Source organism: Bifidobacterium amazonense (genome assembly GCF_018555435.2).
GTDB classification, from domain to species: Bacteria; Actinomycetota; Actinomycetes; order Actinomycetales; family Bifidobacteriaceae; genus Bifidobacterium; species Bifidobacterium amazonense.
Window position 1 is genome coordinate 18,081 of sequence record NZ_JAFEJT020000037.1, and the last position, 14,269, is coordinate 32,349.

At 63.9% G+C, this 14,269-nt stretch carries 9 protein-coding genes and 1 pseudogene; 7 read left to right on the forward strand and 3 right to left on the reverse strand.

Annotated elements, in window-relative coordinates; translation table 11 throughout:
• Positions 1–6 precede the first annotated feature (6 nt).
• The 4 genes from JS533_RS08965 (at position 7) to JS533_RS08980 (ending at position 3,493) form a co-directional block, all read left to right on the forward strand.
• Complete coding sequence (locus JS533_RS08965; protein WP_241514078.1) at positions 7–2,415, forward strand: glycoside hydrolase family 2 protein; 2,409 nt, start codon at positions 7–9, stop codon at positions 2,413–2,415.
• Positions 2,416–2,514: 99 nt separating this feature from the next.
• Positions 2,515–2,673: a hypothetical protein gene (locus tag JS533_RS08970; protein ID WP_241514079.1), complete on the forward strand. Its 159-nt coding sequence runs from the start codon at positions 2,515–2,517 to the stop codon at positions 2,671–2,673.
• A complete protein-coding gene (locus JS533_RS08975) occupies positions 2,673–2,855 on the forward strand; it encodes a hypothetical protein (RefSeq protein WP_241514080.1) in 183 nt (60 codons plus the stop codon). The genes JS533_RS08970 and JS533_RS08975 overlap by 1 nt, the downstream gene beginning before the upstream one ends.
• A gap of 152 nt (positions 2,856–3,007) precedes the next feature.
• Complete coding sequence (locus tag JS533_RS08980; protein WP_241514081.1) at positions 3,008–3,493, forward strand: GNAT family N-acetyltransferase; 486 nt, start codon at positions 3,008–3,010, stop codon at positions 3,491–3,493.
• A gap of 451 nt (positions 3,494–3,944) precedes the next feature.
• Here JS533_RS08980 and JS533_RS08985 read toward each other — a convergent pair whose 3' ends face one another.
• Entirely contained in the window at positions 3,945–5,366 is a 1,422-nt protein-coding gene (locus JS533_RS08985; protein ID WP_241514082.1) for an APC family permease, read from the reverse strand.
• Positions 5,367–5,640: 274 nt separating this feature from the next.
• Between JS533_RS08985 and alr the strand changes: the two genes are divergently transcribed.
• Positions 5,641–6,999, forward strand: coding sequence for an alanine racemase (gene alr, locus JS533_RS08990; RefSeq protein ID WP_241514083.1), 1,359 nt, complete (start codon positions 5,641–5,643; stop codon positions 6,997–6,999).
• Between the two features lie 111 nt (positions 7,000–7,110).
• Complete coding sequence (locus tag JS533_RS08995) at positions 7,111–8,394, forward strand: deoxyguanosinetriphosphate triphosphohydrolase (RefSeq protein WP_241514084.1); 1,284 nt, start codon at positions 7,111–7,113, stop codon at positions 8,392–8,394.
• Between the two features lie 17 nt (positions 8,395–8,411).
• Here the strand turns inward: JS533_RS08995 and JS533_RS09000 are convergent, their stop codons facing one another.
• Together JS533_RS09000 and JS533_RS09005 are read right to left on the reverse strand one after the other, a co-directional pair.
• The gene (locus tag JS533_RS09000; RefSeq protein WP_241514085.1) at positions 8,412–9,437 is read right to left on the reverse strand and encodes a LacI family DNA-binding transcriptional regulator; all 1,026 of its coding nucleotides are present in this window, start codon (positions 9,435–9,437) and stop codon (positions 8,412–8,414) included.
• Between the two features lie 229 nt (positions 9,438–9,666).
• On the reverse strand, positions 9,667–10,887 hold the full coding sequence (locus JS533_RS09005) for an MFS transporter (protein ID WP_241514086.1): 1,221 nt from the start codon (positions 10,885–10,887) through the stop codon (positions 9,667–9,669).
• 355 nt (positions 10,888–11,242) lie between these two features.
• Between JS533_RS09005 and dnaG the strand changes: the two are divergent.
• Positions 11,243–13,100, forward strand: a pseudogene (dnaG, locus tag JS533_RS09010) (DNA primase); the annotation flags it as partial.
• Between the last annotated feature and the right edge of the window lie 1,169 nt (positions 13,101–14,269).

Consider the following 14,269-nt stretch of genomic DNA (forward strand, 5'->3'; position numbering starts at 1 on the left):
GTCACAATGCGCACCACCATATTGCTGAACAACGATTGGAAGTTCCGTCATGGCGATCATCGGGCGGAACCGTCCGACGACTGGAGTGACGTCGGCCTGCCACACTCGTTCGGCATCCCGTACGAGATGTCCAATGACTTTTACGTCGGATACGGCACATATACGCGAACGTTCGTGGTTCCGTCGCACTGGGCCGGCAAACAGGTGCTCTTGGAGTTTCTTGGTGCGTTTCAACGTGCCGAAATCATTGTGAACGGTGTGCCGGTCGGCAGACATGTTGGTGGATACACCTGCTTTTGCATAGATGTCACCGACGCGCTCGTTCTTGGAGAGAACCATCTGACCGTGCTCGTCGACAATCTATGGCAGCCGCAGGTCGCCCCGCGGGCCGGCGAATACCAGTTCAACGGCGGCATCTACCGTGACGTGTACCTGCACGTTGTCGAGCCGTCGCATCTGCGGTGGCAGGGTGTTACCGTGACCACGGAGCGATTCGGCGGCCATGAGGCCATGATAATGGCATCCACCCGCATCAATGTTCGGGACACGGGCCTGATCCTGCGCTCGGAAGCGTTCTTCGGCGATCGGTGTGTAGCCGTGTGCGATTCGCCGATCGATATGGTCGTTGGGAATAATGAGGTCGACGAGATCCGTCAGTGTCTGCGCATCGAAGACCCACAGCTGTGGCATTTCGACCATCCAAACCTATACCGTCTGCGCAGTGGCCTGTATCATGGCGATACATTAGTCGATGTCCAATGGACGAAGTTCGGCATACGGACGATCCGATTTGACAAGGACGAGGGATTTTTTCTGAACGAGCGGCATGAGCGGATCCTCGGAGCCAATGTGCATCAGGACCAGGCCGGCTGGGCAGACGCGGTCACCAGATCGTCCATCACCAGGGACGTACGGATGATCAAGGACTGTGGCATGAACTTCATCCGTGGATCGCACTACCCGCACCATCCGTTCTTCGTTGACGAATGCGATCGTCTCGGCGTGATGTACTGGTCGGAGCTGTGCTTCTGGGGTACAGGAGGGCCGAACATCGAAGGATGGTGGACTGCCAGCGGATATCCGCCCTGCGAGCATGACCAGGAACCGTTCGAGCGACATTGCCTGACGACGCTGGAGGAGATGATCCGTCAGCATCGCAACAATCCTAGCGTGATCGCTTGGAGTGTATGCAACGAGCCATTCTTCTCCGACGATCAAGTCATGGGTAAGGCCCGTGCCCTCGCGCGCCGACTCGTGAACCGCGTCCACGAGCTGGACCCCACACGTCCGGCGGCAGTGGGCGGAGCCCAACGTGGGGATTTTGGTGGCATCGGTGATGTGACCGGCTACAACGGGGATGGGGCGACGTTGTTCCCCGACCCCGGATTCGCGAATCTTGTGTCGGAGTACGGCAGTCGCATCGAAGATCGTCCGGGGCATTATGATGGCAACTTTTCCGATGGAGCCGACGTGGATTACCTATGGCGTAGCGGGAAAGCCCTGTGGTGCGGGTTTGACCATGGCAGCATCCTCGGCGAAATGGGCCGCATGGGTATGATCGACTACCATCGTTTGCCTAAGAACGCGTGGTACTGGTATCGGGCCCGGCTACGCGGTATCCCTGCTCCGGCGCCGAAATCGAGACTCCCAGCCGAACGAATCATCCTGACACCGGATCGGACGACGATCGCCGGCAACGGGCAGGAGGACGCGTTCCTCCACGTCGTACTGTGTGATGCGAACGGTCAGCCGGTTGCCGACGAGCGCACTGTGACGTTACATGTCGACGGACTCGGCATACTCCCGACCGGCAAGAGCATGGTGTTGAGTCCGGAGCGTCGTAGTCTGCTGGACGGGGAAGGTGCGGCGACGTTTCGCGGATACTACGGAGGATCCAACAAGATCACGGCGACAGCGGATGGGCTGGACCCGGCATCTGCCGTCATCACGGTCAATGCACCTGACAGCACGCGGACCGTGATCGATATGGTTCCTCCGCCTCGCTGCATGAACGCGGATGAGCTGCGGTACGAGGCGAAGAAGACGGGTTCGGCATCACGCGACATCGACCTTGCCCGGAATCATCCCGTTTTCGCCGGCTCCTATGCTGCCGGACACGAACCGTTCCATGTCACCGATGCCGGTGACGGCTGGTGGCAGCCGCAATCCGACGTTGAATCGTGGATCAAGGTCGACATGGAAGGTGACACCGTCATAACGGACATCCGTATCCAAGCGACCGGAACGCCGTTGCATGAGATCGATTTATCGCTTGACGACGAACATTACGATTTGGTGGCGGTGCACACGGGCGAACGACCAAACGAATACCAATGCCACGGTCTATGGCGGGTTCGATACATCCGCATCATTGCCCGGCCGGGCAACCGCATCATCCGGCTGATCGTGACCTAACTGACAATCGATCGCGGCAGTCCGGTTGTTTGCTGATACGCAAGATCGGACGCAACGGCAAAGGAGAACATTCTACGCGAGGCCGACACCCCGGAAGCCTTGTTCGCGCCGGACGCGACTCAGCATCTCATCCTGCCGTACGACGAATCGCGCGGGCTCATCCAGACGTTCTGGGCACCGGAATTCCACGTCATCGGAGGAGAGGCGTACATCCTGTTCACGGTCGGCGGGAGCGTGTGGGGCCGCAATGCCAGGTGATGCGGCTCAAAGCCAGCGTGCCGCTGGTCGAACCGGACAGCTGGGACGATCCGATGCCGGTCCGCCGCCGGGACGGAAGCCCGCTGGCCCCGGGCGCGATCAGCCTCGACATGACCTACATCGAAGCCGCCGGCGTCGGAGCCCATGCGGCGGATGCCTCGCCCCTCGGCAGGCTTCGCTGACGGCCCGCCATCCGCGATATGTGACGGGCGGCGCGGTTGTGCCATTGGCGTGGTAGCCTATCGGCTCAGTTACGTACTGTTCGATCATGAGGTGAGTTGTGGGTTCCGAAGCGTCATCCGTCACGTCGTCCCGGCGATTCAGGCATGCGACCATGCGGGATTTCGCGCAGATGCAGAAGATCTATGCGCACGCGCGAGAACTCATGGCGCGCAACGGCAACCCGACCCAATGGGGCGCCACGTTCCCGCGCGAGGAGGTCGTGCGCGACGACATCGCCCAAGGGCGCACCATGCTGCTCGTGGACACGGTCGGCGGCCACGAGCGCATCCTCGCCCAGTTCGCCCTCTGCCCGGGCGAAGACCCCACCTACGCGCACATCGACGGCGCATGGCTCGACAACGACGCCTATGTCACCATCCACCGCATCGCCTCGTCCGGGCTCGTCAGGCACGCCGCCCGCGACTGCATCCGCTGGGCCCTCAAGCATTACGGCAACGTCCGCGCCGACACCCACCCCAACAACAAGGCCATGCAGCATGTGCTCGAGACCAGCGGCTTCGCGCGCTGCGGCCTCATCCAACTCCTCGACCGCCCCGTCGACACCACCAGGATCGCCTACCAGCGCCACGAGTGGTGAGTTCGTGTGCTCATATCCAAAAGTGGGGAAATTGCGACGCGACACGCCGGTTTCCGTCCTTGTTTATGGTACTGATTTCCCCACATTCGAGAGATCAAGACAGAAGTGGGGAAATTGGTATCATAAAGCGCGGCGATGATGGCCGTTCATGATACCAATTTCCCCACTTTTCGACAGTGGATGATGCCCGGTGACTTCTCGGAGCTCGTTCATAGTGCCGATTTCCCCACATTGGCTATCGGAGATCGTCCCGACCGGTTGTTCCGGAAGGGAATGTGGGGAAAATCAGACAATATCGCCTGTCAACCATGCCCCAAGACAGATGTGAACTATCCGCTCGGACTAAACAGACAATATCGCCTACTGATGCCAAGAGACGTCCCTGCGTCGAACACAGGGACGTCTCTTGGCATCTCCGCTCCAAAAAGCCCGAACGCCCCGCTCAGTCGACTCAGGCGGCGGTGTTGAGCTTGGAGCGTTTGCGGCTGTAGGCGAAGTAGACGATCAGGCCTAGGCCGAACCAGACGGCGAAGCGCAGCCACGTCTCCCAGTTGAGTCCGGCGATCAGGATCAGGCAGAACACGATCGCGCAGATCGGCGTGAACGGCACGAGCGGCGCACGGAAGCCGCGGTGCGCGTCCGGCTGCGTCTTGCGCATCCACAGGATGCCGGCCGACACGATGATGAACGCGGACAGCGTACCGATGTTCACCAGCTCGAACAGCACGTTGATGTTGATGAAGCCGCCCGCGATCGCGGTGAGGATGCCGAAGAACCAGGTGCCCTTGAACGGCGTGCGGTACTTCTCGTGCACGTGGCCGAAGAACTCCGGGAACAGGCCGTCGCGGCTCATCGCATAGCAGATGCGGGACTGGCCGTACAGCTGCACGAGCATCACGGTCGTCATGCCGATGAGCGCGCCGAGGTTGACGATGAACGCGAGCCAGTTCATGCCGGTCGCAAGGATCACGCCGGCCACCGGCGCGTCGATGAAGTTCGCGAACTCCTTGTACGGCACGATGCCGGTCATGATCAGCGTCATGATGATGTACAGGACGGTGGAGACGGCCAGCGACAGCAGGATGCCCTTCGGCAGCGTCTTGTTCGGCTCGACGGTCTCCTCGGCGGAGGACGACACCGCGTCGAAGCCGATGAAGCTGAAGAACACGATCGACGCGGCCGGCACGATGCCGTACGGCTGGGTCGAGCCGGGCTGGAACGTGTAGATGCCGTACGGGGAGAACGGCTTCCAGTTGGAGGGGTTCACGTACCAGATGGTGCACACGATGAACAGCACGATGATCGCGAGCTTGATCATGACCATGATGTCGTTGGTCTTCTTCGTCTGGTTGATGCCGATCGACAGCACCCACGTGATGACCAGCACGATCACGAAACCGGGCAGGTTGAAGTACGTGGTGACGCCCGGCGTGGTGCCGTACGCGGCCGTCAGTTCGACCGGCAGGCTCAGGCCGAAGCCTTCAAGCAGCTTGTTGAAATAGCCCGACCATCCGGCGGACACGGTGGCCGCCTGCAACGCGTACTCAAGGATCAGATCCCAGCCGATCACGAACGCGATCAGCTCGCCGAAAGCCAAGTAGGAGTAGGAGTAGGCGGAACCGGACACCGGAGCCATCGACGCGAACTCCGCGTAGCACAGTCCGGCGAAACCGCAGCAGACCGCGGCCAGCAGGAACGACACGGACAGGGCCGGACCGGCGGTCAGCGCGCCCTTGCCGGTCAGCACGAAGATGCCGGTGCCGATGATCGCGCCGATGCCGAGCATCGTCAGATCGAACGTGTGCATCGTACGCTTTAACGGAGTGGATTCAGCGACCAGCTGATCCACCGATTTCTTGCGAAAAAGATCCATGAGTCTTCTCTCAATACGGATTGGATATGGGCTGGACCGGACGGAGTTCCGGGACCCCGGCACGCCTCAACGCCGGGAATCAGAAAGGTTCGTGCCGCCAAGGTTACGTTGGCGCGAACGATTGGTGACAGTGTATGGTCACGTTGTGGACAAGACGTGGACGTTCGCGGATTTTGTCTCACGACGTGGAACGCTGACGATCTGCGGGCGGTTCACTGGCGATCCTTGCGTGATTCGTCACAATTCGTCACAATCCCGAGCCACAATGGAGCGCATGACTCTCAATGCAGCACCGCAATGGCAATTCTCATCCCCGGCCGGCGAGGCCAACTACCGCGCCGCGCGCAAACGCTACCCCGCGCAGGCGATCGTCGATCTCGTCGCGCTGCGCGATAACATGCGCCATCTCGTCGACGTGGTGGGCGGACCGAACTCCGGCACCGCCGTCATGGGCGTCGTCAAGGCCGACGCGTACGGCCACGGGCTGCTGCCGGCCGCGCTCGCCGCGCTCGCCGGTGGCGCGACGTGGCTCGGCACCGCGCAGTCGCACGAGGCGCTCCTGCTGCGCAAGCTCGGCATCGGCCCCGACCGCTGCCACATTCTGACCTGGGTCTACAACGGCACGGAAGTGCCGTTCGACGAGCTCATCGCCAACGACATCGACGTCTCCGTCGGCTCCCTGCCCGGCATCGACGCGGTCGCGGCCGCCGCACGCAAGCTCGGCAAGCCCGCCCGGGTGCACGTCAAGGTCGACTCCGGCTTCGGCCGCAACGGCTTCACCGAGGAGTCGTTCGACGCGGCGCTCGCCAAGCTCGTGCCCCTCGCCAAGGAGGGCGTGCTGCACATCGTCGGCCAGTGGAGCCACCTCGCCGTCGCCGACTCGCCCGACGTACCCGAATTCGTCGCCTCCACCGACCGTCAGATCGCCAACTTCAACGCGTTCACCGCGCGCATGGACAAGGCCGGCATCGCGCCGGAGATCCGACACCTCGCCAACACGGCGGCCACGCTGAGCCGTCCCGAGATCCATTTCGAACTCACCCGCCCCGGCATCGGCCTGTACGGCTATGAGCCCGACCCGGCCATGGGCACGCCGCGCGACTGGCAGCTCAAGCCCGCCATGACCCTGCAGGCGCAGCTCGGCACTGTCAAGCACGTCGAGAAGGGCCACGGCATCTCCTACGGCCGCACGTACCTGACCCCCGACGACACGTCCACCGCGATCGTGCCGCTCGGCTACGCGGACGGCATCCACCGCTCCGCCTCCGGATTCGACATGCAGGGCGCCAAGCACATCGACAAGCCCGGCGGACCCGTGCGCGTCATGACCGCGGACGGCCCGAAGCTGTACCGCGTCTCCGGCCGTGTGTGCATGGACCAGTTCATGATCGACCTGCACGGCTCGTGCGACCAGCTCGACGTGCACGAAGGCGACACGGTCTGCCTGTTCGGCCCGGGCCGCGGCGAGCAGTTCGCCGAACCGACCGCCGACGACTGGGCTCGCGCCGCCGACACGATCAGCTACGAGATCTTCACATGCCTGCGCAACCGTATTCCGCGCCTGTATCTCAACGCCGCGGACGTGCTGCCGGCCGACGATCTGGCCAAGCTCGACCCGACGACGCTGCTGTAGGCCGGCGGGCGATTGATCGGCGACTGTCTGACGGACGGTCGACTGACTGACGGACGTCCGACCGACGACCGACTGACTGACGACTGATTGACGACTGACGGCAGGAGACTGATGACGACGGCCGAAACGATACCCGCCGGCGAGGCGTACACCGCCTTCGACGAGGAACGCTGGGCCCCCGAGCCGCCCAAGTCGCGCTCGCGCACCGCGTTCGAACGCGACCGCGCGCGGCTCATCCACTCGTCCGCATTGCGCAGGCTCGGCGCGAAAAGCCAGGTGCTCGTCGCCGGCACCGACGACTTCGCGCGCACCAGGCTCACGCACACGCTCGAAGTCGCCCAGATCGGCCGGCAGATCGGCAAACTGCTCGGCTGCGATCCGGACGTCGTCGACTGCGCATGCCTCGCGCACGACCTCGGCCACCCGCCGTTCGGACACAACGGCGAACAGGCGCTCGCCCGCATCGCCGCCAACATCGGCGGATTCGAAGGCAACGCGCAGACCCTGCGCCTGCTCACCCGGCTCGAACCGAAGATCATGTTCCCCGACGGACGTTCCGCCGGCGTCAACCTGACCCGAGCCTCGCTCGACGCGGCCGTCAAATACCCGTGGACGTTCGCCGAAGCGGGGCGCATCGCCGCGGCGCACGGCGCGAAACCCACCAAATTCTGCGTGTATCCGGACGACGAGCCGGTCTTCCATTGGCTCAAAAACAACGCCCCGGCTGCGACCAAGCCGATGGAGACGCAGGTCATGGACCTGGCCGACGACATCGCCTACTGCGTGCACGACGTGGAGGACGCGATCGCCACCGGCGCGTTCAATCCGATCGCGCTCGCTGACGCGAAGCTCATCGACCGCATCGTCGAGGCGACACGGCGCTGGTACGGCGAACGCTGGGACGCGGACCTGCTGGTCGCCGCGTTCGCGCGGTTGCGCCGGCTGCGACTCCTGCCCGACCATTTCAACGGTTCACGCTCCTCCCTCGCGCAGCTCAAGAACGCGACCAGCGACCTGATCGGCCGGTTCGCATGGTCCGTGGAGGAGGCGACGCGCGCCGCGTACGGATCCGGTCCGCTGGTGCGTTACGGTGCGAACGTGGTCATCCCCGAGGAGACGAGCTACGAGATCGTCGCGCTCAAAGGCGTCGCCGTGTACTTCGTGATGGAGCCGCGTTCGCGCGAACCATTGCATCGCGAGGAGCAGCGCATCGTCGAGGATCTGATCGACGTGCTCATGGCCGACTCGCCGCGCCCGTCCGACGCGCTCGAAACCGTCTTCCTCGACGACTGGAACGAGGCGACCAACGACGACGAACGTCTGCGCGTCGCCGTTGACCAGGTCGCCTCACTCACCGACACCTCGGCGCTCGCACTGCACTCGATTCTGTGCTGATGCCGGGTCGGTATCGCTCAGCGTGCGGCGGGGCCGGACGACTGGCGGATCACCAGTTCGCCGGGGACTTCGACCAGCTGGGTTCGGCTGTCCACGCGGCCTTCGCCCAGGTCCGCGATGATGCCGGTCACCGCGTCGAACGCGGCCGCGCCGGCGCGATGGAAATCCTGCCGTATCGTCGTGATCGCCGGATCCCAGATCGACGCGAGCGGATGATCGTCGAACCCGACGACCGACACGTCGTCCGGCACGCGGCGTCCGCCGTCGCGCAGGCCGCGGATCACGCCCATCGCGGTCTCGTCGTTGCCGGCGAACACCGCGGTGACCGCCGGATCGTCGGCCAGACGGCGGCCGATCGCACGCGCGTCCTGCGGCCGCCACGTGCACGCGATCGGATCGGGGGCGACGATGCCCGCCTCCCGGCACGCACGCTGCCAGCCGGCCATGCGCGAATAGCTGCCCACGCCTCCCGGAATGCCGATGTACTGCACGCTGCGGTGACCCAGCTCCAGCAGATGCCGGGTGATGCGGTAGCCGCCGTCGTCCTCCGCCAGCGAGATCTGCGCGAACCGTTCATCGCGGTTGCCGGCGATCACCGCGGTCGGCAGGTCGTGCGGGACCAGATCAAGCACGTCCGCGCATTCGGGATCGAAATTCATGAGGATCAGACCCGCCGGGTTGCGATCCAGACAGGAACGCACCTCGTGCGCCACGTCGCGCCCGCCCAGCACGAACACGTCCGGCGAATAGCCGCCGCCGTGCGCCCGCTGTTCGATGCCCTTGTACGTCTGCGCCTGGCCGAACAGCGTGATGTCGGCGCACATGACGGCGATCATGCTCGTGCGTTCGTTGACGAGCGCCTGTGCGATCGGATTGGGCCGGTATCCGAGCATGTCGATCGCGCGGGCGATGCGCGTGCGCTTCTCGTCGCTGACGCCGCGGTCGTTGAGATACCGGGACACGGTGGGCACGGACACGCCGGCCAGCGCGGCCACGTCCTTGATGGATGCCGGTTTGGTGTCGGTGCTGCGTCGGCGGGCCATGCGCGCGTCTCCCTGTGCTGGTTGTGATGTTCCTGTTGTTTTGTTGCGGTTGCGGTTGCCGTTGCTGCGATGTGTGTCTGCCGCGAGCGCTGTATCCCGGCGTTCATTATACGGTTCGCCCGTTCCCGTGCCGGCGTGCGATGCCGCGGCCGGGCGGGGACGGGCGGGACCGGCGGACGAGGGGCATGCCGTTCGCGGCGGAGCGTCTACCGGGCTACCGAGCGGGCGCCTACCGGGAGAGCGCGGGGAACGGCTTGTTCGTGCGGTGCGTGGCGCGCCAGACGACGAACACGGCGATGATGATCGCGAAGCCGGCGGTGAACCACGGGAACGGCGCGGCCGGATCGGACGAGCCGGTGATCGCCGAGACGGCCTTCATCGCCAGCGGCGAGACGAACACGCCGACGTGGAACGACAGGATGATCATCGTCGACCAGAACGCCTGCGCGCTCTTCTTCGCATACGTGGGGATGCGGTTGCACAGGAACGGTCCGAGGATCGGGCCGGGGATGTTGAACAGGAAGAAGCCGGCGACGAGCACGGGGAAGCTGTTGCCGCACACGGACACCAGCAGGCTGCCGAGGAAGTAGATGCCCATGCCGATCAGGAACGTCATGTCGCCGAAGCGCTTTTCCAGCAGGCCGTAGACGAATCCGGCCACCACGGCGAACAGCACGCCGACGGAGATGATGACGGACGAATCGAAGTTCCTGTCGTTCAGGATATGCTGCGCGATTTCGGCGAACCGCACGTTGATCGCGTTGAAGAACACCATGTACAGCGCGGCGCACGCGCAGAACGCGCCCAGCACCGGGCTGGTGCGCTCCGGGTAACGGTTGGCTTCGGCCGTCTCGTCCTCGAAGTCGGTGGCGCCCGACTTGTCGAGATGCACGTCGGGCACCTGGATCCAGAACCAGATGAGCACCGGGAACGCGAACAGGTAGACGACGAACGCGCCCTTCCAGCCGGCGGCGAGGACGAACACGGAGACGAGCGCGGTCATCACCGCCTGGCCAAGGTTCTCGGTCGCGCCGCGGATACCGAGCAGCGTGGCGCGGCGGTCGCCCGAATACAGCATCTGGATCAGCGTGATGGCCAGCGAGTTATAGAGGCCCAGGCCCATGCCGAAGAGCACGCGGGCGGCCATCACCACGGCGAAGTTGGTGGCGAACATCGGCACGAACGCGGTGACGCCCACCAGGAACAGGCCGGAGGCGATCACCTTCTTCAGTCCGAAGAGGCGGGCCAGCGCGGGGCTGAAGATCAGCGTGACGAGCGCGGTGAGCGACGGCGTGGTGCTCAGCAGCTCGGCCGACGTGTTGTCGACGCTGAGCGCGCGTCCGAGCTGGGGGATGACGCCGTTGACGACGCTGTAGCTGGTCAGGAACAGCGAGATCGACAGCATCGGCAGGATCACTGCCAACGAGTTGACGTTCTTCTGGTGTGTCATGGCTTTCCTTTGTATGTTGCCGTATCCCGCGGTGCGCCGCCGCGTCCTGCGGCGCGGGGCGGTGGCTTGCGGTATGGCGGTGGCTTGTGGTGTGACGGCCTGCGGCTGCCGATGGATACGTATCGACGGCGGAGTCGGCGCGGCGCCGTTCGGTCGCGCTTTCAGTCAGGGACTATAACGCGATAACGTTTTCAAATCAACTTTTGGATGGGATGATGCAGATATTTTCCAAGTTTTTCAATGGGATTAGACTGCCGATCATATCGGTGACGATACCGATCATGAAATCGATATCGTGCGATGCCGTCGTCCAACGCTCCGTGTCGTTCCCAACATGCCGGTACCCTAGGGGACTATGGCCGGGATGATCAAAAAGGAAGACGTGGAAAAGGTGCGCGCGCGGGCGGACCTGTACGACATCGTGTCCGCGAGCGTGACGCTCAAGGCATCCGGCACGGGCACCTACGTGGGCCTGTGCCCGTTCCACGACGAGAAGACCCCGAGCTTCAACGTGCGCCCGGCGCTCGGCGTCTGGCACTGCTTCGGCTGCGGGCTCGGCGGCGACGTGTTCAAATTCGTCGAACAGCAGGAGAACATCGACTTCCGCGAAGCCGTCGAACTGCTCGCCGACCGCTACCACATCGAACTGCATTACGAGAACGGCTCGTCCGCCGACAAGCCGGCCGGTTCCAAACGCGCGCGCCTGATCGAGGCCAACGAGGAGGCGCAGCGCTTCTTCGTCTCACAGATCCTCACCAAGGAGGCGCTGCCCGCACGCAAGCTGCTCGGCGGACGCAACTTCAGCCAGGCCGACTGCGAACGCTTCGGCTGCGGCTACGCGCCGCAAGGCTGGGACAATCTCGTCCGCCACCTCGCCGGCAAGGGCTTCACGCAGCAGGAGATGCTCGACGCCGGGCTTGCCCGGCAGGGCCAGCGCGGCGTGTACGACTACTTCCGCGGCCGCGTCACCTGGCCGATCCGCGACTCGACCGGCCGCACGCTCGGCTTCGGCGCGCGCAAGCTGTACGAGGACGACCAGATCAGCGCGAAATACATCAACACGCCCGACACGGCGCTCTACCGCAAAACGCAGGTCCTGTACGGCATCGACATCGCCAAGTCGGCGATCGTGAAGAAACGGCAGGTCGTCATCGTCGAAGGCTACACGGACGTCATGGCCATGCACCTGGCCGGCATCGACACGGCCGTCGCGACATGCGGCACCGCGTTCGGCGCGGAACATGCGAAAATCGTGCGCCGGCTCATCGCCGACGACTCGCTCGGCGCGATCCAGCTCGTCGGCCCGCTCAAGGTCGAAGGCCAGTCGATGAGCTCGCGCATCGTATTCACGTTCGACGGCGACGCGGCCGGGCAGAAGGCCGCGCTGCACGCGTTCGGACTCGACTCGGCGTTCCTGTCGCAGACGTTCGTGGCCGTCGCCGACGACAATCTCGACCCGTGCGACCTGCGGATCGAACGCGGCAACGAGGCGGTGCGCTCGCTGATCGCGGGAGCCCGGCCATTGTACGATTTCGTCATCGACGCAGCGATCAACCGATTCGACACGTCGTACACGACCGGGCAGATGGGCGCGGTCAAGGCCGCGGCGCCGCTCATCGCGCAGATCCGCGACCGGTCGCTGCTCGACATCTACACGCGCAAGGCGACGCGGCGCATCGGCGTCGATCTCGACATCATGCAGCGCGAAGTACGCGACGCGCGACGGCGGCAGCACGTGCGCGACGAGGACGCGTACGCGCCGAAACGGCGGTTCGCCGGGGCCGGCGGGGGAGCGGGCGAATTCGGCGAAAACGCCGGGTTCGGCAGCGGCTCCGGGTTCGCCGGGCGCGGGCAGTCGGCCGGCAACCCGTACGCGAATCCGTCCGCGCGGCGTGCGCTCGAACGGCGGGACGCGAACGAGCAGACGTATTTCAAGATCGACGATGCGGTGTTCATCTGCGAACAGCAGTTCATGGCGATGCTGGTGCAGGTGCCGCGCGCGATCGACCGCGACCGGTTCGCGTCGCTCACGTTGGCGAACTTCATGACGCCGGTGTTCCGTTCGCTGTTCCAGGCGATCGCCGCGGCGGGCGGACTGCCGGCCGACGACATGCCGCAGGGACTGTGGATGCACAATCTCATCAAGGCGGGCGGGCCGATGCTCGAATCGGTGGTCAACGAACTTGCGGTGATGCCGCTGCCGCTGCCGCCCAGCGAGAACGACGTGCGCGAATCGGACGCGCGTGCCGGAGGCGTGCCCGGTGCGGACGGAACGAATCCGGCCGCCGCGCAGCTGCGCCCGGCCACGGCCGACGAGCGCCGCTACGCTACCGAACTGCTCGCCCGGCTGCTCGACATCGGCTTCATGCGGCGGATCGGCGCGGCCAAACGCCAGATGGCCGCCCTGCCGGACGGCACGGAGAAAATTGCGCTGCTCGGCCAGATCACGCAGATGGAAACCGCGCGCAAAAACCTTCAATCCGAGATCTTCGGCGGCAACATCGGGTAGTTGATTTTGGTCCGGATCAGGTCACGCGATGGCATTTCGGCGTGGTTTTCCATCTTGTGACTTTGCCATTGGTCACGGGATGGTAGAATCGCTTGTTTTGCCATCCCGTGACCGCGAAATCGTGGTTTTCGAGGTCACGCGATGGTATTGACTCGTTTCAATCCATTGCGTGCGTAATCGGCTGGTCACGGGATGGCAAAAACTCTCATTGTTCCATCGCGTGACCGGTGCGAGGCAGTGCCGTTCCGGTGGTGGTTTGTCACACTTGGCCGTTTCAGGCTGATTCGTACGGAATGTGGCGCGTTTTGCTGTCACGCAATCTCAGAAAACACTCCTGCCGGCGAAGCGTGACGGCACCGGTGTCATACTTCATCCAGAAACGGCGATACTGGCCGGGCGTGACAGGCGGTGTCTCACGGGATCCCAGTAATACCAACGATCGGCCGACATATGTCCCCAACCGTGCACATGCTCCATGTCACACCTGACCGAAGATCCTGGTTCCAGCAAAGGTGTGACATCAAATCAGGCCACACTCGCACCGTGCATGCGTTTTCAGACAAAGCGTGACAACAGACGAGCCACGTACGAGAACAGGCCCAAAGAGAAGGGCATGGTTTTCCTGTCCTCTTATGCTTTTACCGATCGTCCCAGCGCGTGACATCGCAATACCAAGACTGCACGGACACTTCAACGACAAACTCATGCACGCCAAAACGCGAAGAGCCATTGAAGAGGACCGACGTCCTAGTATTTCGTCGGGTTTAATTTGCCTTTTGTGTGTGGTTGTGTTCTTCTTGGATTGTGTGTGGTGTTTGTCCAAGGGAGGGCCGCGGGATGTCGCGTAGGGTCAGGGTCGTGTTGGGTGATGGT